This is a genomic window from Hamadaea flava, from assembly GCF_024172085.1.
Classification (GTDB): Bacteria; Actinomycetota; Actinomycetes; order Mycobacteriales; family Micromonosporaceae; genus Hamadaea; species Hamadaea flava.
Map to the genome: position 1 here is coordinate 5,161,308 of NZ_JAMZDZ010000001.1, position 22,724 is coordinate 5,184,031.

The window sequence follows — 22,724 nt, forward strand, 5'->3', positions numbered from 1 at the left end:
CGCGCTCAGCTCACTTGTTGGGCGCGAGGCACAGGATGAAACCGCTGGTCGCCTTGCCGTAGAAGTAGGCGCTCTCCGCGGTCGGGTAGTCGGTGCACGGGTTCTCGGTCGTCTTGAAGTACGACTCGGTCTTGCCGTTGATCACGCCGACGACCTTGTCGTGCGCCTTCGAGTCGGTGCACGAGACGGTGGTGACGTCGTCGACGTCGGCGTCCGTCTTGGCCTCGGTCACGCACTCGCCGACCGCCGGGGTCTTCGCGGTGATGTTGCCCGAGAAGTACTTGTACGCGAACCAGCCACCAGCGATGACCAGGACGATCGCGCCGATGACCAGACGCCACAGCAGAGCCGCGCCGATGCCCTTGGCGATCTTCTTGCCGGTGGACTCCTGGGGAGCCTGCGGCTGCGGGGCGGGCTGGTAGGTAACGGGCTCGGACATGGGGGTGCTTCCTCCAGAGGGGATGATGCCTGCGGATCATTCCGCGACCGGCACACCCTAGCGACACCCGCCGACATGTCTCGCCCTGGATGCACGATCAGCCTGAGATTTCGCTGAATAGTTACCTACCGAGCTGCGATACGAGCCAATCACACCAGTCGACCATCGTCCGTTCGGCGGCGATGCCCATCCGGAGCGTCGCGTACGCCCCGAATCTGGGGCCGGCCGGATCGTCGTCGCCCCGGGCCTCGGCGTCCGCTTGCTGCGCGAGGTAGTCGTCGAGCTGCGCCTGATGCTTCCGGGCTTCGCCGCGATACAACGCGCGCATGCCGTCTCGGTCGGCGGCCGCGAGGGCGTACGTCTTGAGGACGAGTTCGTCCTTCGGCGGTCGCCGCTGGGGTGGCTCGGTCAGCCAGCGTGCCAGCTCCGTCCGGCCCGCCTCGGTCAACCGGTGCGTCTTGCGGTCGTGCGGGCCGGGCCCGGCCGCGGCGTCGTGGTCGATCAGCCCGTCCTCGGTCATCCGGGCCAGCTCCGGATAGATCTGGCTCTGCTGAGCGGTCCAGTAATAGCCGATCGGACGGCGCATCCGCTGCACGATCTCGTAGCCCGTCAACGGGCCGGCGTGCAGGGTGCACAGGAGGGCGTAGCGCAACGTGCTCACATCTGCTATTTCAACAGAGACATAGTTTATGTCACTTCTGACATAGTCACCTCTCGGCAAGCAGGGAGCTGCGATGAGAACCATCCGAGCCACGGGCGCTGCGTTGGGCGTACTCATGGTGATGGCGGCATGCGACGCGAAACCCGAGGCCGCGCCACCGAGCCCGACTCCCACGGTGGCCGCGTCGAGTGCGAGCCCGAGTCCACGGGTGCCCGACGTCCCGCGCGGCGGCGACCAGACGATCTCGCTGGACGTGGGCGGGCAGGCGCGGACGGCGCAGGCGCACGCGCCCGCCGGATTCAAGCCGGGGATGCCGCTGGTCGTGGCGTTCCACTACTACCGGTCGGATGTGGACACGCTGCGGCGGATGACCCGGCTGGACACGAAGGCCGATCAGAAGGGGTTCATCGTGGTCTATCCCGAGACCATCATCTCGGGGTTCAACGCGATGGACTGTTGCGGCGACTACGACGACGTCGGGTTCGTCAAGGCGCTGGTCGCCCACATGATCGAGGTCTGGCAGGTCGATCGCCGGCGGGTGTACGCGACCGGCATCTCGAACGGGGCCGACATGACCTTCCGGATGGCTGTCGAGGCACCGGGATTGTTCGCCGCGATCGCGCCCGTCTCGGGCGGCTTCACCGGCTGGCGGGCGACCGACCCCGCGTTCAAGCCGAGCGAGCCGGTCTCCGTGGTGACCTTCATCGGCGGCGCGGACAACGCGGACGTCTTCAACGGCGGACTCGCGAAGTGGCGCTCGCGCGTGCGCTGCACCGCGTCGGCCAAAGGCGTCTACGCCAAGGCGATCACCTGGACCCGTACGCACTGCGCAGACGGCTCGGACGTGGTGGACTACCAGATCGGCGGGATGGAGCATCGCTGGCCGGGCGGCACCGACGTCGGGCTCGGCAGCCCCGAGACCAAGATCAACGCAGTGGACGTGATGTGGGACTTCTTCGTTGCTCACCAGCTGAAATGACGGCCGGGTCCACGGATCAGCAACCGGATCGCGGGCGGTTCGGCGGTTGAGGCCGATCGACCAGCCGGGGCCTGCGACAGGTCTTCACTCCCTATGATCCACGCATGTCACACCCCGGATCCTGGGTTCCGCCGAGCGAACCACATCATGAGCTCGAGCTGTATCCGCAGTCGCAGCCGCCCTGGGGAGCGCAGGCGGGCTGGTTGCCCCAGCCGGTCTGGGGGCCTCCGCCGGTGTCGGACAAGGGAAGGCTTGCGGCGGGCCTCCTGCAACTGCTCCTGCCGCTCGTCGGTATCTGTGGCGTCGGACGCCTCTACGCCGGGCACGTGGGCATCGGGCTGACTCAGTTGCTCGCCGGAATATCGGGCATCGCACTCGGCTGCTGTGGAGTAAGCCTGTCGATGTTCATCGTCCCGCTCGTGCTGCTGCTGATCACCCCCGGCGTGGCACTGTGGTCGATGATCGATGGAGTGATCATTCTGGCCGGCAGCGACTTCCGGGACGGGGCCGGGCGGCCGATGCACTGATGCGGACAGGAAAAGGGGCCTCAGCTGGTGAGCTGAGGCCCCTTTTTCGCAGAGCCGCCTAACGGAATCGAACCGTTGACCTATTCATTACGAGTGAATCGCTCTGCCGACTGAGCTAAGGCGGCAACGGTTGACCAGTGTACGCGATCCTCCGGCGATCTTCCTAACCGGTATCCTCAAGCACGTGACGTCGACCCCGCCCGCCGCCGAACAGCCGGTGAAGCCGCTGGACCCGCCGATGACCCCGCTGGCGATCGGCGGCATCGCGCTGTGGGCGGTGGCCGGAGTGGTGCTGTGGATCGCCGACGCGCCGACCAGTTGGCTGTGGATCTGCGTCGCCGGAGTCATCTCGGGGATTCCCGGCTGGCTGACCATGCGGGTGCACGACCGCAACCGCGCCCGGCGGCTCTCCGCCTGACGGGCGCGCAGCCGGCTTCCTAGACCTCGACCTCTTCGACCGCGCCGTCGTCGTACGCCGTGGGCAGCGCCTCGACCGGGGAACCCGCGTCGACGACCACCTCGGAGTGCGCGCCGCAGCCGTGATCCAGGGAGACGACGCGACCGTCGTCCGGGGCGTACTCGTTGCCGCAGACGCCGAACATCTGCTTCATCGCGCCGCCCATGAGCAGCAGGAAGCCGCACGACACGCAGCGCGCATGCCGGGGCGCGGCCTCGGCGATGGGCGCGTGCGGACCGTGATCCCCGTCATACCAACGCTGGGCGGTCTCCTCGCGGCCTTCCTTGCTCATCATGCGCGGCCGGCCCAGGCCCAGTTCCCAGCTCTCCGCGTCGATCTCGGGATCGTCGGCGAGCAGGTAGCCCGGGACGAGCCGGGTGTCATCGGGCGGAGTCGGGAGCAGGTCTCCGACGCCCAGGTCGCCGGGGCGCAGCCGGTCCTCCCAGGGCAGCCAGCCCGGGGCGAGCAGGGCCTCGTTGCCGGGCAGCAGCACGGTCTCGCAGACCGTGACGAGCTTCGAGCGCGGCGCCCGGGTCACCGTGACGGCCCACTGCCAGCCCCGGTAACCGGGCCGGAGGGACGCGAAGTAGTGCGTGACGAGCCGGTCGGCCTCGGCCACGACACCCTGGTGGGCACCGACCTCATCGCCCGGGACCTCGGTGATCGCGGCGCGGGCGACCTCGACGGCGTCGGCGCAGACCTGATCGAGGCGGGCGGGGCGGGTGGCGGTCCTGGTCACGGGGACATTCTTCCTCATCGGTGCGCAGTCGCGCGAGCGCCCCCGCTTTCCCGCTGCTCTCGGTTCGCCACGCTGGGCGCTGCCGCCCGCTTCGCTGCGGCTGCTGAGGCCGCCGCTGCTGAGTCAGGCGCACGATGCGGCGGCGATAGGCGCACGATGCGGCGGCGATAGGCGCCAGATCACGGATGTGCCTGCGATCTTGGCCGCCGGAAGCATGCATAACCGTGATCCGCATCCGGCCCCGCGCCGCACGGGTCGGCCCTGCGCCGCACTGGGCGGACACGACAAGGCTGCGACCTGGTGGGACAGACGTGACGGGTGCCCTTCTTTATGCCACGATGCGGCCCATGTCGACGACTGCGCAGGAACTGCCGTTCCTGGACCGATACTTCGAGATAAGCGCACGGGGGTCCACCCTCGTCCGTGAACTCCGCGGTGGCCTGGCCACCTTCTTCACGATGGCGTACATCGTGGTCCTCAACCCGCTGATCCTGGGCTCGGCCGAGGACAGCACGGGTGCGAAGCTCTCCATCCCGCAGGTGGCCGCAGCAACGGCGCTGGTGGCCGGCGTGATGACCGTGTTCATGGGGATCTACGGACGGTTCCCGCTCGCCTTGGCGGCCGGCCTCGGCGTCAACGTCATCGTCGCCAAGGACATCGCCTCCCAGATGACCTGGGCCGACGCCATGGGCCTGGTGGTCATCGAGGGCATCCTGATCGGCATCCTGGTGCTGTCCGGGCTGCGTACGGCGATCTTCCATTCGGTTCCGGGCCAGTTGAAGATCGCCATCGGCGTCGGCATCGGGCTCTTCCTGGCGTTGATCGGTTTCGTCGACTCCGGCTTCGTCATGCGGGTTCCGGACGTCGCGGGCACCACCGTTCCGGTGGGCATGGGCTTCAACGGCGTGATCATCACCTGGCCGGGGATGGTCTTCGCGATCGGCCTGCTCGCGACGATCGTGATGCTCGCCCGCAAGGTACGCGGCGCGATCCTGCTCGGCATCGTCGGCACCACGATCCTTGCGATCATCGTCGAGGCGATCGCCAAGGCCGGCCCGTCCGGTCCGGGCGGCAACCCGCACGGCTGGGGCCTGAACGTGCCGAGCTGGCCGGACAAGGTGGTCGGCGTACCGGACCTGAGCCTGCTCGGCAACTTCAACCTGGTCGGCGGGTTCAAAGCGGCCGGCGCGGCGGTCGCCCTCGTCTTCGTCTTCGTGCTGATGCTCAGCGACTTCTTCGACACGATGGGCACCATGGTCGCGGTCGGCGAGGAGGCCGGCCCCGACGGCAAGCTCATCAGCGAAGACGGCATGCCGCCGCGTTCCAAGGAGATCCTGATCGTGGACTCGGTGGCCGCGGCCGCCGGCGGCGCGGCGAGCGTCTCCAGCAACACGTCCTACATCGAGAGCGCCGCGGGTGTCGGCGAGGGCGCGCGGACCGGTCTGGCGAGCGTCGTGACCGGCGTGCTGTTCCTGCTGGCGATGTTCCTGTCGCCGCTGGTGACGGTCGTTCCGTTCGAGGCGGCGGCGACCGCGCTGGTGATCGTGGGCTTCCTGATGATGACCGGCGTACGCCAGATCGACTGGACCGACTACGAGATCGCGATCCCGGCGTTCTTCACGATCATCCTGATGCCGTTCACCTACTCGATCACCAACGGCATCGGCGGCGGCGTGATCACCTTCGTGCTGATCAAGGCGGCGAAGGGCAAGGCGCGTGACGTCCACCCGTTGCTGTGGGGCGTGGCAGCATTGTTCGTGCTGTACTTCCTCCGAGGCGTCATCACCGAGTTGATCTGATCCGGTTCCGTTTCGCCGGCTGGATGCTTGTGGCGGCTCGATGCTTGTGGCGGCTGGATCAGGGGTCCGGGTCGGATCTTCACCCAAGATTCGACCTGGAATCCTGATCCAGCGCTCCGAACGAGAGCAGCCGAGTTGATCAAGGCCGAACGGCGGCGAGCGCGACCCGTCCGGGCGGTACAAGATCAACCGGACGGATCAACATGGTGTTTCACCTCATAAAACGATGTCGTTAGCCAGGCTCATTAGCTAGCCTAATAATCGTGACGGAGTGGCCGATGGTGGCGGAACCTGCAACCGAACTTGCGGTTCGATTGCGTGACGCCATCACGCGGCTCAATCGGCGGGTCCGGCAGGCCCGGCCGGTTGGCGATCTGACGGTGACCCAGCTGTCCGCTCTGACCAGCCTCGAACTGGCCGGTGCCCTGACCCCCCGGGAACTGGCCGACGTGGAACGCGTCCAACCGCCGACGATGACCAAGATCGTCGCGAAGTTGGAGGCCCGTGGCCTGGTGCAGCGTACGCCGCACCCGACGGACAAACGGCAGGTCATCCTGTCGAGCACGGGTCTGGGCCGCGACATCCTCGGGCAGTACGAGCGGGTGCGAGACGAATGGCTGGCAGCCCGCCTGGCTGAATTGACCCCCGATGAACGTGACGTGCTTTCGCACGCCGCCGAGGTGTTGTCCAGGATCGCCCGCAACTAGAGCGCGCATCGCCTGTACGTGGGCCGGCCCGCTTCGTCCGATGTGGATGTCGGCTAGGCGGAGGGCAGCGCTCGTGAAAACCATGTTCCGGTCACTGATGGTGCGGAACTATCGTCTGTTCGCGACCGGTCAGCTGGTGAAGCTGATCGGCTCCTGGATGATGTTCGTCGCGCAGGACTGGCTGGTTCTCTCGCTGTCGGACAACAGCGCCACCGCGCTCGGCATCGTGACCGCTCTCCAGTTCGTACCGGCCGCCCTGCTGACCCTGCCGGGCGGGCGTCTCGCCGACCGCTACGACAAGCGCCTGATCCTGCTGGTCGCCAACAGCTTCTGGACCTTCCTGGCGCTGCTCTTCTCGATCCTGGTGCTGGCCGGCACCGTGCAGATCTGGCACATCTACGTCTTCGCGCTGTTCCTCGGCATCGCCCAGGCCATCGAGACCCCCGTACGTCAGTCCTTCGTCTCGGAACTGGTCGGCTCCCCGTTGCTGCCCAACGCGTTGTCGCTGTCGGCGGCCACGTTCAACTCCGCCCGCATCATCGGCCCGGCGCTGGCCGGCGTCGCGATCGCCGCGTTCGGCACCGGACCGGTCTTCCTCATCGCCGCCGTCAGCTCGCTGTCGCCGCTGCTGGGGTTGGCTCGCATGCGCCCAGGTGACCTCTTCCGTAAGGATCTGGCGTCGAAGGACGAGCGAGCCGACGCGCGCATCCTCGACGGGCTGAAGTACGCCTGGCACCGCGCCGACCTGCGGCTGCCCATGCTGCTCATGGGCGTCATCGGCATGGCCGGGTTCAACTTCCAGCTGACGTTGGCCGCGCTGGCCAAGACCGTGTTCAACACCGGCGCCGCGTCGTTCGGCCTCTTCACCACCGCGCTCGCGGTGGGCGCGCTCGGCGGTGCGCTCGCGGGCACCTTCCGTAAGGGCCGCCCGTCGGTCTATCTCATGCTCACCGCGGCCATCACCTTCAGCGCGCTGGAGCTGTTCGTCGGACTGGTCCCGGCGTACTGGGGGGTCATTCTGCTGCTCGTGCCGACCGGCTTCTTCATGGTCTTCTTCGCCCAGTCGGCCAACCAGCGGGTCCAGCTCGGCACCGAGGCGGCCTACCGCGGCCGGGTCATGGCGCTCTACGTGCTGGTCTTCCTCGGCACCACGCCGATCTCCTCGCCCGCGATCGGCTGGGCGGCCGAGCACCTGGGCGCGGGCACGTCGATCTGGCTCGGCGGCGCGGTCTCTTTGATCGCCGCGCTGGTCGCGCTCGCGTGGCAGTTGCGTCACGCGGGGGAGCGGCTCCAGCTGACGGTACGCCCAGTGCCGAAACTGACCGTGTCGACGGCGCGGGGGTAGTCCGGGACGGGTTGTCGTACCGCCGTGATGAGGTGAGGTTATGGAGACCACGAGATTCCTCGAAGTGCTCGGCGACGACTACCGGCGCCTACTCGGCGTCGCCGCCGGCGACCTCGCCGTCACGGTGCCCACCTGTCCTGATTGGACGCTTGCTGACCTGGTGGAGCACGTCTCGATGGTCTACCTGCACAAGGTGGCGACCATGCGACTCGGGACGTTCCCGAGTCCGTGGCCGCCGGAGGACCTGCCCCCGGAGGCTCCGGCCGACCGCCTCGCCCGGGCGTACGCCGAGCTGACGGCGGAGTTCGCGCGGCACACGCCGGAGACGGCCGTGCAGACCTGGTACGAGCCGGATCAGACGGTCGGCTTCTGGATCCGGCGGATGGTGCACGAGTCGGTGATCCACCGGATCGACGGCGAGCTGGCGGCCGGGCTGCCGCCGACCGAGGTCCCCGACGACGTCGCCCTCGACGGGATCGACGAGAACCTGCAAGCGTTTCTGGCGTACCAGGTCGGCCGATGGCCGGAGGAGTTCGCGGCGGCGCTCGCCGACTGTGGTGGCGAGACCCTGCTCGTCTCGGCGGGCGGCCGCGGTTGGCTGGTGCGGCTGCGACCAGGCACGGTCACCGTCGAGGCGGCCGAGCCGGACGCCGCCGCCGACGCGACCGTCTCGGGCACGCCCTCGGGCGTACTGCTGTGGCTGTGGCGGCGCACCGACGACCTAGCGGTCCGCCTCTCCGGTAAGCCCAGCGTTTCCGGCAAACTATGTGATCTCCAGCGGATCGCCACACAATGAGCCTGGGCGGTATCACTGGGCGGAAATTCGTAGCGATCACTTCAGACGACGACTAGGCTCGGAGGACGTGGCGGTGGTTAAGGCATTGGAGCTGGCCGTGGCGCTCATCGCGCTGGTCACCCTGCCGTGTGCGATCGCCGCCATGATCTGCGCCGACGAGCTCATCATCTCCGTCCGCGAGTCGCTGCGCCGCCGCCGCGAACACTGGCTTGAGCAGCGCATCCTGCATCAGATGGAGCGATCGCTGACCCCGCCGCGCGCCTTCCTCGCGCCGGTCGCCGCCCTCTTCGCCACCGCCGGCACGGCTCCTGTCGCGGCCGGGACCGGGCGTGGCGGCGTACCGGAGGAGGAGGCGCCGCACGGGTGGCTGGCGATGCCGGCGGCCGTCTGGGCGAGCATCACGGCACGGTTGCAGGAGGCGGCTCCGCCGCCGCCCGCGCCGGCGGCTGTCACGCACCTGCCGTTCGAGCGCATCGCCGCCGACCTGCGCCGGCTCGGCTCGGACCGGCTCGGCATCGGGCAGCGCAACGATGTCTGGCACGGCGCGGTCGAACGGGCTTACGACGTCAAGCTGAGGGAGGCGTGCCGGGCACTCGGCATCGTCGAACATCTGGAGGAGTTGGCGGATATGGACCGAGAGATCGAGCGGTTGCGGATCGAGGGCGAGTTGATCGCCGCGGGGGTACGGCTGCGGTGAGGATGTTCGTAGCCCTGTTCCCGCCCCCGCCCGCCGTCGCCGATCTGGAGTCCTTCGTCTCGCGGCTGAATCTCGGCAAAGCCACCGCCGCCGGTCGCGACGTCCGGCTCGACGCGCCGGAGCGCTGGCATGTGACGCTCGCGTTCCTCGGCGAGGTCGACGAGGCCGGCGTCGCCGCCGCCGAGGGCGCGGTCGGTCGCGTCGCGGAGGCCTGGCCCCAGGAGCACGCCGGAGTGCCGCCGTTGCGGCTGGCCGACGGCGGCCGGTTCGGCACCGGGTCGAGCACGATCCTCTGGGCCGGTCTGCACGGCGACCTGGGCCGCCTGACCGACCTGGCCGGGCAGATCAATCACCAGCTGGCCGACGTCGGGCTGCCGAGCAGTGACGGCAAGCCGTTCCGGCCACACCTGACCCTCGCCCGGTGCGGCGACCGGCTCTCCAGCGACGAGGTCGCCGCCGATCTGGCCCAACTGCACCAATACGCCGGTCCGACCTGGAAGGTCGACGAGCTGGTACTGGTCCGGAGCCATCTCGACGGCGACCGCAGCTATGAGCGTCTCCGCTCCTGGCCGCTGTCCTAGGGCCGCCTAGGAAACGGTCACCAGGCCCAGGCTTCGGGGCCGGGGCCGCCCTTGCCCACGGGCGGGAAGAGCTCGTCCAGCCGAGCCAGGGTCTCCGACGAGAGCGTCACGTCGAGCGCGCCGACCGCCGAGTCCAACTGTGCCTGCGTACGCGGGCCGATGATGGGCGCGGTGACCCCTGGCCGGGACAGCAACCAGGCCAGGGCGAGGTTCGCCGGGTCGACGCCGATCTGCTCGGCGAGCTTCTCGTACGCCTCGATCGTCTCCCGGTTCGCCGCGGCCGCGTCGCTCGCCCGGCCCTCGTTGACCCGGGCGGCGTCGCCGGTGGCCTGCTTGCGCAGCATGCCGGAGAGTGCTCCGCCGTGCAGCGGCGACCACGGGATGATGCCGATGCCGTAGTGCTGCGCCGCCGGGACGACCTCGAGTTCGACCGTACGCTCGAACAGGTTGTAGATGCACTGCTCCGAGACGAGCCCGAGGAGACCGTGTTCCTTCGCCGACGCCTGGGCGAGCCCGAGGTGCCAGCCGGCGAAGTTGGACGAGCCGACGTAGAGCACCTTGCCGGCCTGCACCAATGTGGACATCGCCTGCCAGATCTCGTCCCACGGGGTGGACCGGTCGACGTGATGCATCTGGTAGAGGTCGATGTGGTCGGTCTGGAGGCGGCGCAACGAGTCGTCGCAGGCTTTGACGATGTGCCGGGCGGACAGGCCCGAGTCGTTGGGCCAGTCGCTCATCTTCCCGAAGACCTTGGTAGCCAGGACGACCTTGTCCCGGCGGCCGCCTCCGGTGGCGAACCAGCGTCCGATGATCTGCTCGGTGACGCCCTCGCCGGTCTTCCAGCCGTACACGTCCGCCGTGTCGAAGAAGTTGAGTCCCAGCTCCAGCGCACGATCCATGATCGTGTAGCTGTCGGGTTCGGTGGTCTTGGGACCGAAGTTCATGGTGCCGAGGCAGAGCCGGCTCACACTCAGGCCGGTCCGGCCGAGTTTCGTGTACTCCATGGACCGACCCTATCCTCGGTCCTTACCGTTGCGACGCTCCAGTGCGAAAGCGGGCAGGCGTCAGGAGGACTCGCGTGCGGCGGGCGCTCCGCCGAACAGCACGTCGTCCCAGCTAGGCAGGCGCTTGCGCGGCTTCTCGCCGGTGCCCTCGGCTGCTGCGGAGGCACGCCGCGGACGGAGCACCGCCAGCGACGGAACCGCGGGGACCTCCTTCGGCGCGTCGGGCTCGTCGTCGAACGCCGTGCCCTGACCGCCGATCATCGCGGCGGCGCCGCCGACGACCGTCCGCCGGTCGCCTGGCGCGTCCAGGCCCCGGCCCGGCGAACCCGGCCGCTCGAGCGCGGCCACCAGGGCGTCGCGCCCGGCCCGGATCGGGTCGCGGCCGGGCCGGCGACCGGAGTCGGCCGCAGCAGGCAGGCCGTGGCCGCCGCGCGAGGTCTCGCCCCGGGTGGGCGGCGCGTCCGGCGCCGACGTCCGGTCGGCGCACAGGTACTGCGCCATGTCGTCGTAGGGCGTGACGGACTGGCGGGTCTTGTCCAGCTCCCAGATCGCCTGCGCGGTGGCCTTGCCACTCGGCCAGGTCGCGACGACACGCCAGGTGCCGTCCTCCCGCCGGTACGCGTCCCAGGAGATCTTCTCGGCGTCGACCCCGTGCTGGGCCAGCCGAGCGTCGACGACCTCGGCGAGCGACCCGGGCAGGCCACGGTCGGCCGTCTTCAGCTTGGTACGCCGCGCGTGCTGGGCGAGCATCGCCCGCTCCTGGAGAACGGGACCGGCGTACCGCAGTACGCGGTCGACCGGAACTCCGGCGACCCGGGCGACGTCGTCGGCGCTCTCGCCACCGCGAATGCGCGCCTGGATGTCCCGCGGCGACAGCGCGGCACTCCCGTCGATCTGTCCAGCCGCGACGGTCAGCGTCGCGGTCGGACCGGTACGCTCTGCCTGCACCGCGCCGGAGACCCGGTCGTCGATGGGCAGCGCCAGGAGACGGCCGACCTCGTCTGCGAGAACAAGAGCTTGGCCGTCCTCGGAGAGGGCGACGAACCGAACTGGCCGCATCGCTTGCCTCCGTCCCTGAGCGGACCGACGTCGGCGGGGAGATGACGCCGACGCTTCCTTGGACACGGTACGCGGTGGGCGCACATCCGCACACCCGCCACGCCGCCAGAGTTCATGTTTTGGGGAATCGATCATGTATGGGGGTGATCGATCATGGATACGTGCACGTGACACGCCGGTTGATCACGCACGCTAGTTCATGATCGTGCAGAAATGGCGGGGACGCGCGGAAGCGCGGGCGCCCGGAGATCAGGAGCGGGTGACTTTGACGACGATCTCCGAATCGGTGATCGAGGTGAGGTTGACGGTGAGCCCGCCGATGCTCGCCGAGGCGTCGCGCTGCACGGTGACCTGTTGACCGCCGACCTTCAGCGTGACGGAGTTGTCGTCGGCGCTGACCACCGAGATCTCGACGCCGAGCACGTTTATCTTGGCGTTGTCGGCGCTGCGATCGAAGGTGATCGTGCACTCGGACGTGCTGGGGCAGTTCGCCGACGCGTTCTCGGCCGAGCATCCGGCGAGCGTCGCGGGACCGGCTAGGCCCAGCGTGAGCAGGGCGGCAGCCGTCCAGCGAGAACCGCGCCGCAGCGATGCGATCATGTCTGCGATCATATTCGGCGAATCGGTGGGAGGGGTGCGAAAGCATGCTGGAGCAGGTCGAAACGATCGTTCGCGAGGTCGCCGAGGAGGTCGTGCTGCCGAAGTTCCGGTCGCTGACCGCCGGTGAGATCGAGGAGAAGTCGCCCGGTGAGCTGGTGACTGTGGCCGACCGCGCGAGCGAGGTGTTGCTCGCGAAGCGGCTCGCCGGACTGCTGCCCGGGGCCCAGATCGTCGGTGAGGAGGCGGTCGCGGCGGACCCGGGCGTACTCGACCGGCTGGCCGGGGACCAACCGGTGTGGTTGATCGACCCGGTCGACGGGACCAGCAACTTCGCAGCCGGCCGGGAGCCGTTCGGGATCATGGTCGCCCTGGTCCGATCGGGCCGGCCGGTGCTCGGCGTGATCTACGAGCCCGTCCCGGGTGCGATGACCGTCGCGGAAGAGGGCTCGGGAACCTATGTGGACGGCGTGCGTACGCGCATGGGCTCGGAACCTCTCACGCTCGGTGAGCTGCGAGGCGGCATTCTGACCCGATTCCTCCCCGACGGCGTACGCGAGCGGGTCGAGGCCGGGGTGTCCGGGTTGGGCGCCGCACTGCCCGGCTTCCACTGCGCCGCCCACGAGTACCGCGAGATCGTCACCGGTGGCGAGGAGTTCGCGTTCTTCTGGCGTAGCCTTCCGTGGGACCACGCCGCCGGCGCATTGATCGTCCGTGAGGCCGGTGGTGTCGCACGTCGCTTCGACGGCACGGATTATGTCGTCGGCGACGGCCGGACGGGTCTGCTCGCCGCTCGCGATCAACTGAGCTTCGAGCTGCTGCGGGAGGCACTTGTCGACGGGCTACCGTCACATTGGGTGACCGCCTGACGAGCGATCTGGGACTGCCAGGCGCCCAGCGCGGTCAGGTACGCTGTCCGGCGGTTTCCCCGACAGGTGACCCCCCACCTGCGGTGATGAAAGGAACCGACCGTGACTCTGGCGGCACTTCCACGTCGATGGCTGGCGCCGTTGCTGGCGCTCGTCGTGGCCGTGACGTTGTTCGTCACGCCTTCGGGCGCGTACGCCGAACCCGATGAGGGCGGCAATGCGACGCAGCTGATCCAGAACATCGAAGCGGCGTCGCGCGGCTACCTCGAAGCGCAGGACGGGCTGGAGGCGTCCCAATACAAGCAGGCGGCGCTGCAGAAGGAGTTGGTCCAGGTCAACGCCGAGCTGACGCCGCTGCGCAAGGAGGTCGCCGCGATCGCGGTCGAGGCGTACACCAACGGGCGGCTCACCACGATCGGCGCGATGCTGTCGGCTTCCAGCTCCGACTCGTTCCTGGAACGGGCGACGATGCTGGAGGAGATGAACTACCGCGAGGACGACTCGCTGCGTAAGTTGACGCGGCTGGAGTCGAAGGCGAAGGCCGACAAGGAGGCCATCGACGCCGAGGCGGCGATCCAGAAGGCACAGAAGGCCGAGATGAAGAAGCGGCTCGACGCGCTGGAGCTGACGCTGTCGAAGTCCGGCGGGCGCAAGGCCGCGACCGGCTGGCTCAAGATCCCGGCACCGAAGGCGATCCCGACCAAGCGCAACGCCGACGGCAGCCTGCCCTCGGAGAGCGCCAACGTCAAGGACCCGACCGGGACCGGTGGCAAGATCACCCCACGGACGAAGCACGCCCTCGACGAGGCGAAGCGCGTCGGTTTCACCCGGTTCACCAAGTGCTGGCGTACGCAGAGCTGGGGCGAGCATCCCAAGGGCCGGGCCTGTGACTATTCGGTCAGTGTGGGCGGATTCGAAGGCGTGCCCAATTCCTCCGAACGCATCTACGGCGACAAGCTAGCCGCGTTCTTCATCCAGAACGCGAGGGCGTTGGGCGTCCTCTACGTGATCTGGTACCGGATGATCTGGACGCCCGGCGCCGGCTGGCACAACTACAGCGGGTGCTGTGGGGCGGCGGCCGAGCATCAGAATCACGTCCACCTCTCCATGTACTGAGTTATGTCGGCGGCCCACATAGTGAGGTCGCCGCCGCCCACCTAACGTCTCCGGGCAACATCCCCGTAACAGTGGAGACGCTGATGAGCGCTACTTATACGCGGCGGTCGCTGACCGCGGCCGCGGTGCTGGCCGTCGCCGCCGCGGCGGTGGGCTGCTCCAGCCCGCAGGACGCCGCTTCGGGCGACCAGAACGCCCCGTTCAAGGTCGGCCTGGTCTACTCCCAGTCCGGCGCGCTGGCCAGCTACGGCCAGCAGTACAAGGCCGGCTTCGCTGCCGGTCTCGCGTACGCGACCAACGGAACCGGCAAGGTCAACGGGCGGGCTGTCGAGGTCTCCGAGGCCGACGACGCCGGCGACCCGAACAAGGCGGTGTCGGCGGCCAAGGACATGATCGGCAAGGGCGTCAAGATCCTGGCCGGTTCGACGGCGTCCGGCGTCGCGTTGCAGGTCGCACCGATCGCGGCGCAGAACAAGGTGCTCTTCGTCTCCGGACCGGCCGCCACCGACGGGGTCACCGGGGTCAACCGATACACCTTCCGCTCGGGCCGGCAGTCGTACCAGGACGTGCTGACCGCGAAGTCCTTCATCGGCGACGCGACCGGCAAGAAGGTGCTGGTCTTCGCTCAGGACAGCGCGTTCGGCAAGGCCAACGAGGCGGCCGTCAAGGCGGTCATCGGCGGTGCGGGCGCGACGGTGAGCAGCATTCTCGTCCCGGCCACCGCGACCGACTTCACCCCGGCCGCCGTGCAGGCGAAGAACGCGAAGGCCGACCTGGTCTTCGTGGCCTGGGCGGGGACGACCGCGGGTGCGATGTGGCAGTCGCTGGACCAGCAGGGCGTCCTCGGTGCGACGCAGGTCGTCACCGGTCTGGACCAGAAGTCGACCTGGCCGACGTTCGGCGCCGCCGGCGGCAAGATCTCGTTCCTCTCGCACTACTTCGACGGCGCGACGACCGGCGCCAATGAGAATGCCGTGGCGAAGGCGGCGCGGGAGAAGGTCGGCGGCCCGCTCGACCTGTTCCACCCGGACGGCTTCACCGCCGCACAGCTGATCGTGCGGGCGCTCAGCGAGGGCGGCGACGACGTCGAGAAGCAGATCAAGGCCCTGGAGGGCTACAGCTTCGACGGCGTCAAGGGCAAGCTCACCGTCCGCGCCGAGGACCACGCGCTGCTGCAGCCGATGTTCCAGGTCAAGTTCGGCTCGGGCGGCCAGCCGGAGCTGATCAAGGCCGTGGACCCGCAGGACTGCGCGCCGCCCGCCGCCGCGATGAAGTCCTGATGTCCGACCACGTCGGTACCGGCCCGGCGGTCCTCGCGACCGCCGGGCTCACCTGGCGCATCGGCAACGCCACGATCGTCGACGGCGTGAGCCTCGACCTGCGCGCGGGGGAGTTCCTGGGCGTGATCGGGCCGAACGGTGCGGGCAAGACGTCGCTCTTCAACCTGATCAGCGGGCTGCGCGCGGCCACGGCGGGCACCGTCGAACTCCTCGGCCACGACGTCACCCGGCTCGCCCCCCATCGCCGCGCGCGGCGCGGGCTCGGCCGCACGTTCCAAGCCTCGTCCGTCTTCGGTTCCCTGTCGGTACGCGAGAACGCGCGACTGGCGGCCCAAGCGCAGCACGGGGGTTCCCTGCACGCGTGGCGCAGCACGAAGGGGTTCCGGGCGGTCGCCGAGCGGGCGGACGAGTGTCTGGCCGCGGTCGGCCTGTCCGGCCGGGGCGAAGCCGTCGCCGGAACGCTGGCCCACGGCGAGAAGCGGAAGCTGGAGATCGCGTTGCTGCTGGCCGGATCGCCCCGGGTGATGCTGCTGGACGAGCCGATGGCCGGGGTCGCCGCCGAGGACGTTCCCGACCTGGTCGAGGTCATCCGCGGCCTGACCGGCCACATCGGAGGGGCCGTCCTCATGGTGGAACACCACATGGAGGTCATCCTCGGGCTCGCCGACCGGCTCGCGGTGATGCATCACGGCGCGCTGCTGGCCTGCGACACCCCGGACGTGGTCATGGCCAATCCCGTCGTGCAGGAGGCTTACCTGGGGGAGGAGTTGTGACCGCCGGCATCGAGCCACAGAGCCTGCTCAAGGTCCGCGATCTCGCCGTCGTCCTGTCGGGGTTGAGCATCCTGCAAGGGGTCTCCTTCGACGTCGCGGACACCGGGGTCACCGTGCTGCTCGGCCGTAACGGCGTCGGCAAGACCACCACGCTTCGCGCGATCCTCGGCCTCGCGCCCGCCACCGGCTCGCTCACCTTCGACGGCGACGAGATCGTGGGGCGGCGCACACACGAGTTGGTCCAGAAAGGACTCGGCTATGTGCCCGAGGACCGCTGCGTCTTCGCGGGGTTGACGGTCGCGGAGAATCTGCGGCTGGCCGAACGCACCAAGACTTCCGCATACGACTTGGTCTTCGAGCTGTTCCCGGAGCTGAAGAAGCGCGCGAGCCAGAAGGCCGGCTCGTTGTCGGGCGGGCAGCAGCAGATGCTGGCGCTGGGCCGGGTCCTGCTCACCGAGAACCGCCTGCTGCTCGTCGACGAACCCACGAAAGGCCTGGCCCCCAAGGTGGTCACGGAAGTGGCGGACGCGCTCGCGCGGGTCGCGGTCCGCGTCCCGATCCTGCTGGTCGAGCAGAATCTCGCGGTGGTACGCCGACTGGCCGGTGACGCCGTCGTCCTCGCCGCGGGCCAGGTCGCCTGGACCGGCAGCGCGTCAGAGTTGCTCGGCGATCAGGACCTCACCAAGTCCCTACTGGGTGTGGGCGCCAGCATCGACGCCGACGGCAGGGGCGAGGAGCGTGGCGCCCACCCCGATGGCGGCACAGTGGGGAGTCACGCATGAGCACCATCGTTCTGCTCGCTGTGACCGGACTGGGTCTGTCGGCGCTGTACTTCCTCATCGCCTCGGGTCTGTCGCTCGTCTTCGGGCTGGCCGACGTCCTCAACTTCGCGCACGGCTGGTTCCTCACCGTCGGGGCGTACGCCGCCTATTGGGCGACGCCGAAGGTGGGCTTCGCCGGGGGAGTGGCGGCGGGCGTACTTGCCGGGGCGGTGGTCGCCGCCCTCGTCGAGCTGGTCATGATCCGGCCTCTCTATCAGCGCACGATCGCCCAGGTGCTCGTCACCGTCGGGCTGTCCCTCGCCGGGGTGGCGTTGTTCCAGGCGTTGTTCAGCCCGGACGCGCGTGCCTTCCCGAGTCCGAAATGGACGCAGCAGGTCGTGGACCTCCTCGGCGCCCGGGTCCCGGTCAAGTCGCTGCTGCTGATCGCGGGCGCGGTCGTGGTGCTCGCGGCGCTGCTCGCCTTCCTGCGGTGGACCCGCTACGGCCTGATCATCCGGGCCGGCGTGGAGAACCGGGAGATGGTGACCGCCCTGGGCATCGACGTCCGCAAGGCGTTCACGCTGGTCTTCGCGATCGGCGGCGCGGCGGCCGGGCTGGCCGGAGCGCTCAGCGGCGTCTACTTCGAGTCCGTGACCCCCACGGGCGGCGCCTCGCTGCTGATCTTCGCCTTCATCGTGGTGGTGATCGGCGGCATGGGCTCCATCACCGGCTCGGCGGTCGCGGCAGTCGCCGTCGGCCTGCTCCAGCAGTTCGTGAACTACTACGGCTCAGCCGGGGCGGGCGACGTCTGCGCCGTGGCGCTGCTCGCGATCGTCCTCCTCGCCCGGCGGCAAACGAGGCAAGCATGACCTATCTGCGGAGATACTGGCCGATCGGCGCGGTCGCCGTCCTGGCGTTCCTCCCGTACGCCGGAATCAGCGTCCCCGGCGTCTTCGACGGGCCGCTGAACAGCCCGGGAACGCTGCAACTGCTGGCGCTGTGCCTGCTCTTCGGCGGGCTGGCGACCGGATACGACCTGCTCTTCGGGCGTACGGGGCTGCTCAGTTTCGGGCACGCGTTGTTCGTGGCGCTGGGGGCGTACGGGGCCGACGTGCTGATCGGCAAGGCGGGACTGCCGCTGGCGGTCGCCGCTCCGGCCGCGATCCTGCTCGGCACCACGGTCGCCGCGGCCGTGGGCGCGATCGCGTTGCGGGTCACCGGCATCGCCTTCGCCATGGTGACGCTCGCGTTCGCCCAGGTCGGCGCGATCCTGGCGGCCCGGGACGCGTGGGGGCTCACCGGTGGGGACGAGGGACTGGCGTTGGACGTCTCCGGGTTGCCCTCGGGACTCGTCGGCGTCGTCAACACCTACAAGCTCTACTGGGTGAGTCTGGCGTACCTGGTGATCGTGATGATCGTGGTGCGGCGGACCGTGTCCTCGCCGACCGGCCGGGTGCTCGCGGGCCTGCGCGATGACGAGCGGCGAGTGGGCGTGCTGGGCCTGAACCCCTACGCCTTCAAGCTTTTCGCCTTCGTCCTCGCGGGCGCGCTGGCCGCTGCGGGTGGCGTGGTGCATCTGTTGCTCGTGCAGGGGGCCGATCCCAAGATCGCCGGCAGTGAGCTGACGTTGTCGTTGCTCGTCATGGTGGTGCTCGGCGGCCCCGGTACGCGCTACGGGCCGCTCCTGGGCGGCGTGCTCTACACCTATCTGGACTATCGGCTCACCCACGTCGCGGGCGGGCTGCCCGGACCGCTGAAGCAGCCGTTGTTCGTGCTCGGCGTGGTCTTCATCCTCGCCGTGTACTTCTTCCCCGGCGGCATCGCCCAACTGCGCCTGACCGCCCTCCGCCGCGCTGTCGGTTAGCACTGGATCAGGGACATGCCTGCGATCTTGGCCCAAGATCGCAGGCATATCCCTGATCTGCTGGGACTGTGACCGCTACAGACCGGGGCCGTGGCCGGCCGGGATGCTGCCGAGGCGGCCGGCCTGGAAGTCCTCGAACGCCTGCATCAGCTCGGCCTTGGTGTTCATGACGAACGGCCCGTACGCCGCGATCGGCTCCCGGATCGGCCGGCCGCCCAGGATCAGGACGTCCAACTTCGGGCTGCGCGACTCCTGCCGCGGCGTCGCCTCGATGGTCAGCGCTCCGCCGGCGCCGAAGACGGCCAGCTGACCGAGGCGTACCGGCTGCTTCTTCGCGCCCACGAAGCCGGAACCGGCGAGCGTGTAGACGAGCGCGTTGAAGTCCTCCCGCCAGGGCAGCCGCAGCTGCGCGCCGGGCTCCAGGGTGGCGTGGATCAGCGAGATCGGCGTATGCGTGACGCCCGGCCCGGGGTGCCCGACTGACTGCACTCCTGGCGTCTCGGCCGAGGACTCCCCGGCGATGTCACCGGCGATGACCCGGATGAGCGAACCGCCGTCCGGCGAGGTGAGCAGCGAGACCTGCCCGGCGCGGATGTCCTGGTAGCGCGGGTCGGCCATCTTGAGGCTGCGGGGCAGGTTCACCCAGAGTTGGAAGCCGTGGAAGAGACCGCCCGAGGCGACCAGTTCCTCCGGTGGCGCCTCGATGTGCAGCAGGCCGGAACCGGCTGTCATCCACTGGGTGTCGCCGTTGGTGATCAGGCCGCCGCCACCGTTCGAGTCCTGGTGGCGGAACGTGCCATCGAGGAGGTAGGTGACCGTCTCGAAGCCGCGGTGAGGGTGCCACGGGGTGCCCTTCGGCTCGCCCGGGGCGTACTCCACCTCGCCCATCTGGTCCATGTGGATGAAGGGGTCGAGGTGCTTGAGGTCCACACCCGCGAAAGCCCGGCGTACGGGGAAGCCCTCGCCCTCGAAACCGCTCGGGGCCGTCGTCACGGAGACGACCGAGCGCTCTTCCACGGCGGGACCGGGGTCTGCCACGCGGGGCAGGACGAGCACATTGTCAACGGTGATGGCTGGCATGCGATCAGAGTAGCAGATAGTTGAACCATCAACTAGTGTCGCCTTCGCTACACGGTCGTTGACTGGGACGTGGCGATGCTCCCCTGTTTTGCATGGTTTGGCCGGTTTACGCGGTCATTGGGCGTTGTCACCGTTCTCGCCGGTCTGACGCTGAGCCCCGGGACGCTGAGCCCCGGGATTGCGCTGGCCAAGCCGGGCAGCCCGCCCGGTCCGCCGGCCGGACTTACCCGAGAGCAGCTGGTCGAGCGCATCAATCGGGCGTCCGGCCAGCTCGAAGGCGTGATCGAGCGATACAACCAACTCCGCTCCGACCTGCAGACGACGGTCGCCCAGATCAACGTGCTCAAGCGACAGATCGGGCCGCTGGAACGGCAGGTCGCCGACCGTCAGGCGAAGGTCGGCGTGATCGCGAGTGCCGCGTACACGACGGCGGGGTCGACCTCGTTCGCCGTGTTGCTGCACGCCGACTCCACGCGCGACGTGCTCGACCAGCTGATGGTGATCCAGCTGCTGGCGGACGACCAGCGGCGCGAGATCACTTCGCTGACGCGGTTGCGGCAGGAGTACGTGGCGGCTCAGGAGACGCTGCGAACCCTGATCACGGAGGGCCGGGCGCAGCAGAAGGATCTCGCCACCAGCCGCGCCAAGATCGAATCGGATCTGGCGACCCTCCAGCGATGGCGTACGCACGCCTTCGGCCCGTCGGGGTCGCCGCCGCACGCCAACGCCCGGGTCGGCTGGGTGAAGCCGGAGGTGACCGGGATCCCCGCAAAGATCCTGAACTTCGCGTTGGGGCAGCTGGGGAAGGCGTACCGGTGGGCCGGTTCGGGGCCGGACGGGTTCGACTGCTCCGGGCTGGTGCTCGCGGCGTACAAGCGGGTCGGCAAGGAGTTGCCGCACAACTCGGCCCGGCAGTACGACGTGGTCCGCAAGATCAAGCGAACTCAGCTGGAGCCGGGCGACCTGATCTTCTTCTACCGTGACCTGCATCATGTCGGGATCTACATCGGCGGCGACCGGATGGTGCACGCACCGACCCCGGGGGAGAAGGTCCGCATCGACTTCTTCGACGATCTCCCGGTCCGCGGCTACGGCCACGTCACGTAGTCTCCAGCAGACCGTAGATTAGGGGTATGACGTGGGAAGAGGCCGCCGCTGAGCTGCGGGACGCGCTCCTGAGCGAGGATCTGATCCGGGCGGTCGCCAACACTGGTTCGCAGCGGCTGACCGTGCGGCCGATCGCGGTCAAATCCGGTCCGGCTCTGCAGATCGTCACCGAGGACGGCGTACGCCCGACGACCAAGACGGTCCCGGTCACCAAGGACTCCGTCGAGCCGATCCTCGACGAGCGCTACCGGAACTGGCACGTCGAGACGGCCCGGCAGACGGTGAAGGTGCAGATCAGCAAGAAGGGCCGGGTGCTGCTCTCCCATGGCGCCCCGCCGGCGGTGGTTCCGGAGCGCGCCGGTCATGATCGGGAGAAGCGGCATCTGCTCGATCCGGGCGACCCGCTGTTCGACGTGATCGGCGGCGACGCTCGCAAGCGACGGCAGGTCGACGCGTTTCTCCGGGCGCTCGACGCCACTCTGCCGGCCGAGGTGCCCGACAAGCTTCGGGTGGTGGATCTCGGCTGCGGCAACGCATACCTCACCTTCGCGGCGTACCGCTATCTGACCGGACGCGGCCTGGATGTGCACCTGACCGGCGTGGACGTGCGGGAGGACCAGCGGGAGCGCAACACGCGGCTGGCCCGGGAGCTGGGTTTCGCCGATGTCGACTTCGTCGCGGGCACCATCCTGGACGCGCAGGTCGGCGGGCCGGTGGACGTGGTGCTGGCGCTGCACGCCTGTGACACCGCCACCGATGAGGCCCTGGCGCGGGCGGTCGAGTGGGACGCGCGCTGGATTCTGGCCGCGCCTTGTTGCCACAAGGACATCTCCCGCCAACTCCGTGAGCACCAGCCGACCCGGCCCGAGGCCACTGCGCTGACCCGGTCCGGGATCCTGCGCGAGCGTTTCGCCGACGTGCTGACCGACGCCCTGCGGTCGTCGATCCTCCGCGAGCATGGTTACGCCGTCGACGTCGTGGAGTTCGTCGACTCCGCGCACACGCCGCGGAACCTTCTGCTGAAGGCGGTACGCGGGAACCCCGAAAGCGCGGGAAGCGACTATCAGGCGTTGGTGTCCGAATGGGGTGTGCGCCCTCACCTCGCGGAGCTGTTGCACCGGATACCCTAGGGGGGTATGGTCGAGGCATGACGGAAACAACCGCCCTCGACAACCACGGGCACAGCTACAGCGCGGCCGAGGACAAGCAGGCCCTGCTCAGCCGGCTGCGTCGGGTCGAAGGTCAGGTGCGCGGCATTCAGCGCATGGTCGAGCAGGACACCTACTGCATCGACGTGCTGACCCAGATCTCGGCAGCCACCAAAGCGCTGCAGGCGGTCGCGGTCGGCCTTCTGGAGGACCACCTCGGGCACTGCGTCGTGCAGGCCGCCCGCGACGGTGATCCGACGGCCAAGGTCAAGGAGGCGAGCGACGCGATCGCCCGCCTGGTCCGCTAGCGCGACAGCGCTTCCGCAACGAGGAGAGCCA

The 22,724-nt window shown here is 69.0% G+C and carries 26 protein-coding genes and 1 tRNA gene; 19 read left to right on the plus strand and 8 right to left on the minus strand.

Annotated elements, in window-relative coordinates; translation table 11 throughout:
• Window positions 1-10 precede the first annotated feature (10 nt).
• A complete protein-coding gene (locus HDA40_RS24360; RefSeq protein WP_253759732.1) occupies window positions 11-439 on the minus strand; it encodes an LppU/SCO3897 family protein in 429 nt (142 codons plus the stop codon).
• Window positions 440-560: 121 nt separating this feature from the next.
• A complete protein-coding gene (locus HDA40_RS24365; RefSeq protein WP_253759735.1) occupies window positions 561-1,100 on the minus strand; it encodes a PadR family transcriptional regulator in 540 nt (179 codons plus the stop codon).
• Between the two features lie 73 nt (window positions 1,101-1,173).
• On the opposite strand from HDA40_RS24365, the gene HDA40_RS24370 reads away from it, so the two are divergent.
• Both HDA40_RS24370 and HDA40_RS24375 read left to right on the plus strand, forming a co-directional pair.
• Complete coding sequence (locus HDA40_RS24370; RefSeq protein WP_253759737.1) at window positions 1,174-2,079, plus strand: PHB depolymerase family esterase; 906 nt, start codon at window positions 1,174-1,176, stop codon at window positions 2,077-2,079.
• A 104-nt stretch (window positions 2,080-2,183) separates the two neighbouring features.
• Window positions 2,184-2,606, plus strand: coding sequence for a hypothetical protein (locus HDA40_RS24375; RefSeq protein ID WP_253759739.1), 423 nt, complete (start codon window positions 2,184-2,186; stop codon window positions 2,604-2,606).
• A 52-nt stretch (window positions 2,607-2,658) separates the two neighbouring features.
• Here the strand turns inward: HDA40_RS24375 and HDA40_RS24380 are convergent.
• A tRNA-Thr gene (locus HDA40_RS24380) sits at window positions 2,659-2,731 on the minus strand.
• Window positions 2,732-2,790: 59 nt separating this feature from the next.
• On the opposite strand from HDA40_RS24380, the gene HDA40_RS24385 reads away from it, so the two are divergent.
• Entirely contained in the window at window positions 2,791-3,024 is a 234-nt protein-coding gene (locus HDA40_RS24385; protein ID WP_372502937.1) for a DUF2530 domain-containing protein, read from the plus strand.
• 19 nt (window positions 3,025-3,043) lie between these two features.
• Here the strand turns inward: HDA40_RS24385 and HDA40_RS24390 are convergent, their stop codons facing one another.
• On the minus strand, window positions 3,044-3,820 hold the full coding sequence (locus HDA40_RS24390) for a DUF3027 domain-containing protein (protein ID WP_253759741.1): 777 nt from the start codon (window positions 3,818-3,820) through the stop codon (window positions 3,044-3,046).
• A gap of 329 nt (window positions 3,821-4,149) precedes the next feature.
• On the opposite strand from HDA40_RS24390, the gene HDA40_RS24395 reads away from it, so the two are divergent.
• The 6 genes from HDA40_RS24395 to thpR all read left to right on the plus strand — a co-directional run bounded on the left by HDA40_RS24395 (window position 4,150) and on the right by thpR (window position 9,727).
• Complete coding sequence (locus HDA40_RS24395; protein WP_253759743.1) at window positions 4,150-5,601, plus strand: NCS2 family permease; 1,452 nt, start codon at window positions 4,150-4,152, stop codon at window positions 5,599-5,601.
• A gap of 278 nt (window positions 5,602-5,879) precedes the next feature.
• A complete protein-coding gene (locus tag HDA40_RS24400) occupies window positions 5,880-6,308 on the plus strand; it encodes a MarR family winged helix-turn-helix transcriptional regulator (protein ID WP_253763784.1) in 429 nt (142 codons plus the stop codon).
• A 46-nt stretch (window positions 6,309-6,354) separates the two neighbouring features.
• Window positions 6,355-7,653, plus strand: coding sequence for an MFS transporter (locus HDA40_RS24405; protein ID WP_253759745.1), 1,299 nt, complete (start codon window positions 6,355-6,357; stop codon window positions 7,651-7,653).
• A 40-nt stretch (window positions 7,654-7,693) separates the two neighbouring features.
• The gene (locus HDA40_RS24410; RefSeq protein WP_253759747.1) at window positions 7,694-8,449 is read left to right on the plus strand and encodes a maleylpyruvate isomerase family mycothiol-dependent enzyme; all 756 of its coding nucleotides are present in this window, start codon (window positions 7,694-7,696) and stop codon (window positions 8,447-8,449) included.
• Window positions 8,450-8,516: 67 nt separating this feature from the next.
• Window positions 8,517-9,146 (plus strand): hypothetical protein, encoded by a 630-nt coding sequence (locus HDA40_RS24415; protein ID WP_253759749.1) that lies wholly within the window; start codon window positions 8,517-8,519, stop codon window positions 9,144-9,146.
• Between the two features lie 2 nt (window positions 9,147-9,148).
• Window positions 9,149-9,727 (plus strand): RNA 2',3'-cyclic phosphodiesterase, encoded by a 579-nt coding sequence (thpR, locus tag HDA40_RS24420; protein WP_253763786.1) that lies wholly within the window; start codon window positions 9,149-9,151, stop codon window positions 9,725-9,727.
• A gap of 17 nt (window positions 9,728-9,744) precedes the next feature.
• Here the strand turns inward: thpR and HDA40_RS24425 are convergent, their stop codons facing one another.
• The 3 genes from HDA40_RS24425 to HDA40_RS24435 form a co-directional block, all read right to left on the minus strand.
• Window positions 9,745-10,731 (minus strand): aldo/keto reductase, encoded by a 987-nt coding sequence (locus HDA40_RS24425; RefSeq protein ID WP_253759751.1) that lies wholly within the window; start codon window positions 10,729-10,731, stop codon window positions 9,745-9,747.
• A gap of 60 nt (window positions 10,732-10,791) precedes the next feature.
• Window positions 10,792-11,790: a septation protein SepH gene (gene sepH / locus HDA40_RS24430; protein ID WP_253759753.1), complete on the minus strand. Its 999-nt coding sequence runs from the start codon at window positions 11,788-11,790 to the stop codon at window positions 10,792-10,794.
• A 249-nt stretch (window positions 11,791-12,039) separates the two neighbouring features.
• A complete protein-coding gene (locus HDA40_RS24435) occupies window positions 12,040-12,390 on the minus strand; it encodes a hypothetical protein (RefSeq protein WP_253759755.1) in 351 nt (116 codons plus the stop codon).
• Between the two features lie 44 nt (window positions 12,391-12,434).
• On the opposite strand from HDA40_RS24435, the gene HDA40_RS24440 reads away from it, so the two are divergent.
• The 7 genes from HDA40_RS24440 to HDA40_RS24470 all read left to right on the plus strand — a co-directional run bounded on the left by HDA40_RS24440 (window position 12,435) and on the right by HDA40_RS24470 (window position 19,050).
• The gene (locus tag HDA40_RS24440; RefSeq protein WP_253759757.1) at window positions 12,435-13,256 is read left to right on the plus strand and encodes an inositol monophosphatase family protein; all 822 of its coding nucleotides are present in this window, start codon (window positions 12,435-12,437) and stop codon (window positions 13,254-13,256) included.
• A gap of 102 nt (window positions 13,257-13,358) precedes the next feature.
• On the plus strand, window positions 13,359-14,372 hold the full coding sequence (locus HDA40_RS24445) for a coiled-coil domain-containing protein (protein ID WP_253759759.1): 1,014 nt from the start codon (window positions 13,359-13,361) through the stop codon (window positions 14,370-14,372).
• Between the two features lie 83 nt (window positions 14,373-14,455).
• Entirely contained in the window at window positions 14,456-15,652 is a 1,197-nt protein-coding gene (locus HDA40_RS24450) for a substrate-binding domain-containing protein (protein WP_253759761.1), read from the plus strand.
• Window positions 15,652-16,425, plus strand: coding sequence for an ABC transporter ATP-binding protein (locus HDA40_RS24455; protein ID WP_253759763.1), 774 nt, complete (start codon window positions 15,652-15,654; stop codon window positions 16,423-16,425). Before HDA40_RS24450 ends, HDA40_RS24455 begins: the two co-directional genes overlap by 1 nt.
• Window positions 16,422-17,207: an ABC transporter ATP-binding protein gene (locus HDA40_RS24460; RefSeq protein WP_253759765.1), complete on the plus strand. Its 786-nt coding sequence runs from the start codon at window positions 16,422-16,424 to the stop codon at window positions 17,205-17,207. Before HDA40_RS24455 ends, HDA40_RS24460 begins: the two co-directional genes overlap by 4 nt.
• On the plus strand, window positions 17,204-18,055 hold the full coding sequence (locus tag HDA40_RS24465; RefSeq protein ID WP_253759767.1) for a branched-chain amino acid ABC transporter permease: 852 nt from the start codon (window positions 17,204-17,206) through the stop codon (window positions 18,053-18,055). Before HDA40_RS24460 ends, HDA40_RS24465 begins: the two co-directional genes overlap by 4 nt.
• Window positions 18,052-19,050 carry a branched-chain amino acid ABC transporter permease gene (locus tag HDA40_RS24470; RefSeq protein WP_253759769.1) on the plus strand — a complete coding sequence of 333 codons (999 nt, stop codon included), beginning with the start codon at window positions 18,052-18,054 and terminating at the stop codon, window positions 19,048-19,050. Before HDA40_RS24465 ends, HDA40_RS24470 begins: the two co-directional genes overlap by 4 nt.
• Before the next feature lie 75 nt (window positions 19,051-19,125).
• Here the strand turns inward: HDA40_RS24470 and HDA40_RS24475 are convergent, their stop codons facing one another.
• The gene (locus HDA40_RS24475) at window positions 19,126-20,130 is read right to left on the minus strand and encodes a pirin family protein (protein WP_253759771.1); all 1,005 of its coding nucleotides are present in this window, start codon (window positions 20,128-20,130) and stop codon (window positions 19,126-19,128) included.
• A 117-nt stretch (window positions 20,131-20,247) separates the two neighbouring features.
• Here HDA40_RS24475 and HDA40_RS24480 point away from each other — a divergent pair, with 117 nt between their 5' ends.
• The 3 genes from HDA40_RS24480 to HDA40_RS24490 are packed head-to-tail and all read left to right on the plus strand — an operon-like array spanning window position 20,248 to window position 22,693.
• On the plus strand, window positions 20,248-21,237 hold the full coding sequence (locus HDA40_RS24480; RefSeq protein WP_253759773.1) for a C40 family peptidase: 990 nt from the start codon (window positions 20,248-20,250) through the stop codon (window positions 21,235-21,237).
• Window positions 21,238-21,263: 26 nt separating this feature from the next.
• A complete protein-coding gene (locus HDA40_RS24485; RefSeq protein ID WP_253759775.1) occupies window positions 21,264-22,367 on the plus strand; it encodes a class I SAM-dependent methyltransferase in 1,104 nt (367 codons plus the stop codon).
• Window positions 22,368-22,384: 17 nt separating this feature from the next.
• Window positions 22,385-22,693, plus strand: a complete 309-nt coding sequence (locus HDA40_RS24490) for a metal-sensitive transcriptional regulator (RefSeq protein WP_253759776.1) — start codon at window positions 22,385-22,387, stop codon at window positions 22,691-22,693.
• Window positions 22,694-22,724 lie beyond the last annotated feature (31 nt).

What these genes read in the sequence shown, in the direction of transcription:
- HDA40_RS24405 (WP_253759745.1), top strand. Translation starts at nt 6,355, where the DNA reads ATGTCGGCTAGGCGGAGGGCAGCGCTCGTGAAAACCATGTTCCGGTCA.
- HDA40_RS24370 (WP_253759737.1), top strand. Translation starts at nt 1,174, where the DNA reads ATGAGAACCATCCGAGCCACGGGCGCTGCGTTGGGCGTACTCATGGTG.
- HDA40_RS24435 (WP_253759755.1), bottom strand. Translation starts at nt 12,390, where the DNA reads ATGATCGCATCGCTGCGGCGCGGTTCTCGCTGGACGGCTGCCGCCCTG.
- HDA40_RS24455 (WP_253759763.1), top strand. Translation starts at nt 15,652, where the DNA reads ATGTCCGACCACGTCGGTACCGGCCCGGCGGTCCTCGCGACCGCCGGG.
- HDA40_RS24490 (WP_253759776.1), top strand. Translation starts at nt 22,385, where the DNA reads ATGACGGAAACAACCGCCCTCGACAACCACGGGCACAGCTACAGCGCG.
- HDA40_RS24485 (WP_253759775.1), top strand. Translation starts at nt 21,264, where the DNA reads ATGACGTGGGAAGAGGCCGCCGCTGAGCTGCGGGACGCGCTCCTGAGC.
- HDA40_RS24440 (WP_253759757.1), top strand. Translation starts at nt 12,435, where the DNA reads ATGCTGGAGCAGGTCGAAACGATCGTTCGCGAGGTCGCCGAGGAGGTC.
- HDA40_RS24375 (WP_253759739.1), top strand. Translation starts at nt 2,184, where the DNA reads ATGTCACACCCCGGATCCTGGGTTCCGCCGAGCGAACCACATCATGAG.
- HDA40_RS24410 (WP_253759747.1), top strand. Translation starts at nt 7,694, where the DNA reads ATGGAGACCACGAGATTCCTCGAAGTGCTCGGCGACGACTACCGGCGC.
- HDA40_RS24395 (WP_253759743.1), top strand. Translation starts at nt 4,150, where the DNA reads ATGTCGACGACTGCGCAGGAACTGCCGTTCCTGGACCGATACTTCGAG.
- HDA40_RS24425 (WP_253759751.1), bottom strand. Translation starts at nt 10,731, where the DNA reads ATGGAGTACACGAAACTCGGCCGGACCGGCCTGAGTGTGAGCCGGCTC.
- HDA40_RS24450 (WP_253759761.1), top strand. Translation starts at nt 14,456, where the DNA reads ATGAGCGCTACTTATACGCGGCGGTCGCTGACCGCGGCCGCGGTGCTG.
- HDA40_RS24470 (WP_253759769.1), top strand. Translation starts at nt 18,052, where the DNA reads ATGACCTATCTGCGGAGATACTGGCCGATCGGCGCGGTCGCCGTCCTG.
- HDA40_RS24390 (WP_253759741.1), bottom strand. Translation starts at nt 3,820, where the DNA reads ATGAGGAAGAATGTCCCCGTGACCAGGACCGCCACCCGCCCCGCCCGC.
- HDA40_RS24360 (WP_253759732.1), bottom strand. Translation starts at nt 439, where the DNA reads ATGTCCGAGCCCGTTACCTACCAGCCCGCCCCGCAGCCGCAGGCTCCC.
- thpR (WP_253763786.1), top strand. Translation starts at nt 9,149, where the DNA reads ATGTTCGTAGCCCTGTTCCCGCCCCCGCCCGCCGTCGCCGATCTGGAG.
- HDA40_RS24475 (WP_253759771.1), bottom strand. Translation starts at nt 20,130, where the DNA reads ATGCCAGCCATCACCGTTGACAATGTGCTCGTCCTGCCCCGCGTGGCA.
- sepH (WP_253759753.1), bottom strand. Translation starts at nt 11,790, where the DNA reads ATGCGGCCAGTTCGGTTCGTCGCCCTCTCCGAGGACGGCCAAGCTCTT.
- HDA40_RS24400 (WP_253763784.1), top strand. Translation starts at nt 5,880, where the DNA reads ATGGTGGCGGAACCTGCAACCGAACTTGCGGTTCGATTGCGTGACGCC.
- HDA40_RS24465 (WP_253759767.1), top strand. Translation starts at nt 17,204, where the DNA reads ATGAGCACCATCGTTCTGCTCGCTGTGACCGGACTGGGTCTGTCGGCG.